General features: G+C 63.4%; 3 protein-coding genes. 2 read left to right on the top strand and 1 reads right to left on the bottom strand.

Features of this window, described 5'->3' with window-relative positions:
* Together VGH68_RS10090 and VGH68_RS10085 are read left to right on the top strand one after the other, a co-directional pair.
* Positions 1 to 331, top strand: a 331-nt coding sequence (locus VGH68_RS10090) for a hypothetical protein (protein ID WP_331603451.1), incomplete at its 5' end; no start/stop codon positions are given.
* Positions 328 to 723 carry an acyl-CoA thioesterase gene (locus VGH68_RS10085; RefSeq protein WP_331603450.1) on the top strand — a complete coding sequence of 132 codons (396 nt, stop codon included), beginning with the start codon at positions 328 to 330 and terminating at the stop codon, positions 721 to 723. The genes VGH68_RS10090 and VGH68_RS10085, both read left to right, overlap by 4 nt.
* Here VGH68_RS10085 and VGH68_RS10080 read toward each other — a convergent pair.
* Entirely contained in the window at positions 669 to 3491 is a 2823-nt protein-coding gene (locus VGH68_RS10080) for a sensor domain-containing protein (protein WP_331603452.1), read from the bottom strand. The two genes, VGH68_RS10085 and VGH68_RS10080, sit on opposite strands and share 55 nt — an antisense overlap.
* Positions 3492 to 3496 lie beyond the last annotated feature (5 nt).

Here is a 3496-nt window from a genome sequence, read left to right as displayed (position 1 = left end):
CGGCGCATGGATTCAAGGTCTGCAGAGGTCCGCGCCGCCGGGCCACAGGATGCCGGACGGTGTCGAACGAGCGAGGTATCGCGGGACGGGCACCCATCTCAAAATGCGGGCTTTCCCGTACAATTCGATGTTTCCCGGCGTCGGCAGCAGCGTGGGAATAATCAGCCAGACCTGCGCCAAACGCCGTAAAAGCACGCTAAAACGGGCGTGGATAAAACCCAACTCGTCCGAGCGCAAAGCAACATCGTTTAATCCCGCATTGTCGCAGAAGGTGCCACGGCGCGCTGACCCGCGGGCATCCCGTCACTCTTTCATGGAAATTCGCTCGTGACCCAATCCCTGCAACTCCCAGACAAACCGGTCGCGCTGCGCGTGGTGCCGCAACCGTCCGATGCCAACGTCCACGGCGATGTCTTCGGCGGCTGGATCATGGCGCAGGTGGACATCGCCGGATCGATTCCGGCCAGCCGGCGTGCGAATGGCCGCGTGGCGACCATCTCGGTGAATTCGTTCGTGTTCAAGCAACCGGTGTTTGTCGGCGATTTGCTGAGCTTTTATACAGACATTGTGAAGACGGGCAATACGTCGGTGACGGTATCGGTCGAGGTCTATGCGCAGCGCATGAGCCTGACCGAAGACGTGGTGAAGGTGACGGAAGCCACGCTGACCTACGTTGCCACCGACAGCGACCGCCGTCCGCGCGCGCTGCCCGCGCTCGACTGACCGGCTGGCTTCTCGCGCGTACTGTCGCGCGCACCGAGCTGCAGGGTGGTCCGGCTGTTCAGCAACAGCGCGGGAATCTCGCTGGCCGGCAACGGCTGCGAGAAGAAAAATCCCTGCATCTCGTCGCAATCGCGGGCAACGAGGAAGTCCAGCTGCGCCGCCGTCTCCACGCCCTCCGCGATCACCCGCAACTCGAGCGAGTGAGCGAGCGCGATGATCGCTGAAGTAATCGTTTCATTGCCGCCCGGCGAGCCGATATCCGCAACAAACGAGCGGTCGATCTTCAAGCGATGAACCGGAAAGCGCTTCAGATAACTGAGGCTCGAATACCCGGTCCCGAAGTCGTCGATGGCAATGCTGATCCCCAGTGCCGCCAGTTCCGACAAGGTCGTAACGGCCTCTTCACCGTTACGCATGATCGCGCTTTCGGTGAGTTCGATTTCCAGGTACTGCGGCGTGAGGCCGGTTTCTTCGAGCACGGACGTAACAAGTACGCGGATATCGCGTTGCTGGAACTGCCGCGCCGACAAATTCACCGACATTCGCGCCGCCGGCAGCCCCTGATCCTGCCACGCCTTGTTTTGCCGGCACGCTTCGCGCAGCACCCATTCGGACAGCGGTCCGATCAGCCCGCATTCTTCGGCTACCGGAATAAACGCAGTCGGCAAGACCAGCCCGAATTCCGGGTCCATCCAGCGCACGAGCGCTTCCATGCCGACGATCTCGCCCGTCGTCAGATCGACTTGCGGCTGGTAGTGCAGCAGGAATTCGCCGTCGCGCAATGCACGCCGCAACCGTCGCTCGACGTTCATCCGCGCCCCTACGCTGGCGTTCATCTCCGGCTGGTAGAACTGGTACGAGTTGCGGCCCATGTCCTTCGCCCGATACATCGCGAGATCGGCTTTCTTGAGCACGGTTTCGACATCATCGCCGTCTTGCGGGAACAGGCTCGCGCCCATGCTGCAGCCCACGTACATCTCCGTGCCGTCGAGCCACACCGGGTCCGAGATAGCGGTCCGCACGCGCTCCATCCATGCAATCAGCGCGCTCTCGCCGGTCATGTCGGGGAGCACGACCACGAACTCGTCGCCGCCATGGCGCGCGACCGTATCGCCGGCGCGCCCGCAACGCGCGAGCCGCTCGGCGACCACCGCGAGCAAACGGTCGCCGACGCTGTGGCCGAGGCTGTCGTTGACGTTCTTGAAACCATCGAGATCGACGAAAACCACGGTCACCGTGGTGTCCTGCTGGCGTGCTCTATCGATAGCGTGTTGCAGCCGGTTGCGCAGCAGATTGCGGTTCGGCAGGCGCGTGAGCGTGTCGTAATTCGCCTGATATTCGAGTTGCTCCTGATAGCGGATCACCTCGGTGACGTCGTTGATCACGCCGATGTGATGCGTCGTACGCCCGTGCGCATCCGGCACAGGCGCGACGAATAGCTGATTCCAGAACAGCACGCCATCCTTGCGATAATTGCGCAGGACCGCGCTGACTTCCCGGTTCGCGGCCAGACCTTCGCGGATCGCGTTGAGGCCTTCCTGATCGAGGTCGTCGCGTTGCAGGAAACGACAATCGCGGCCCACGATATCGGCCGGATCGTAGCCCGTGATGCGCTTGAACGCCGGATTCGCGTACTCGATCACGTTGCCCGTGGCGGTCGTACCGGTGATCAGCACGGCGTTCACGCAGGCATCCAGCGCCCGGCTTTGCAGGCGCAGCGCGAGTTCCGCGCGCTTGCGCTCGGTCGTGTCGTCGTACGAACCCAGCACGCCGATAATGCGCCCCGCTCCATCCAGCAGCGGCAGCTTGCTGGTGATGGAGGTGCGCACTTCGTCGTTGCGATGGATGTCGTGCTCCTGGTTCATCAACGGCTGGCCGGTCGCGATGACCTGGCGATCGTCTTCACGAAATTCCACGGCCGAACGCGCCCAGGGCATCGCGTCGTCCGTCATGCCGACCACTTGTTCCTTGCTGGCGAGACCGGCGTCGCGGACAAAGGCGGTATTGCAGCCGAGATAACGCGACTCGCGATCTTTCCAGAAGATCCGCTGCGGAATATTGTCGATAAGCGATTCCAGCATCTGCTTCGAACGCCGTGCTTCGGTCTCGGCATTGATGCGGTCGGTGATGTCGTTCGCCAGCATGAAAATACCCGGGTGCCCCGAATAGGTCAGCGCGTGAGACGAGATGTCGGCGCTGACCAGCACGCCGTCGCGGCGCTTGTGCCGCCATACGCCCGCGCGCCGTTGAGCGCTTGTCTGGCCCGTCTGGCGCGGCTGATCGCTGGTGTAGCGCGCGAGCAGCGCGGCGAGGCGATCGAAGTCGTCGTCGGCGTGCAGGTCGCGCATGGTCATGGACAGGAATTCGAGCTCGTTGTAGCCGTAATGCGCGAGCGCCGCCGGATTCACTGCGACAAAGCGATACGTCGCGGCGTCAACGATCCACATGGGCACGGGATGCGCGTCGAACAGATCGCGGAAACGCTCGTTGCTGCGCTGCATGGCCCGGGCGATGCGCAACTTGTCGCGCGCCGACTTCTCGTGGCTCGCGAAGGTGTAGATCAGCGCGCCGCCGCCGGCGAGCATGGTGAGGATCACCAGGAACACGGCGCGGCTGGACGCCCGCGCGGATTCGTTGAGCGACGCCGCGAGCGAATCGGCTTCCCTCGCGCGCAGCACTGCCAATTCGACATCGAGCGATTGCTGGTCTTCGGCGAGCCGGCGCACCGCATGCCTGGTCCAGTCGCGGGAGGCGCCGGGTGCGTCCACGGCGG

It is taken from the genome of Paraburkholderia sp. (assembly GCF_036488505.1).
GTDB lineage: Bacteria > Pseudomonadota > Gammaproteobacteria > Burkholderiales > Burkholderiaceae > Paraburkholderia.
The sequence above is the reverse complement of the archived record's forward strand: the minus strand, read 5'-3'. Positions and strand labels throughout refer to the sequence as shown.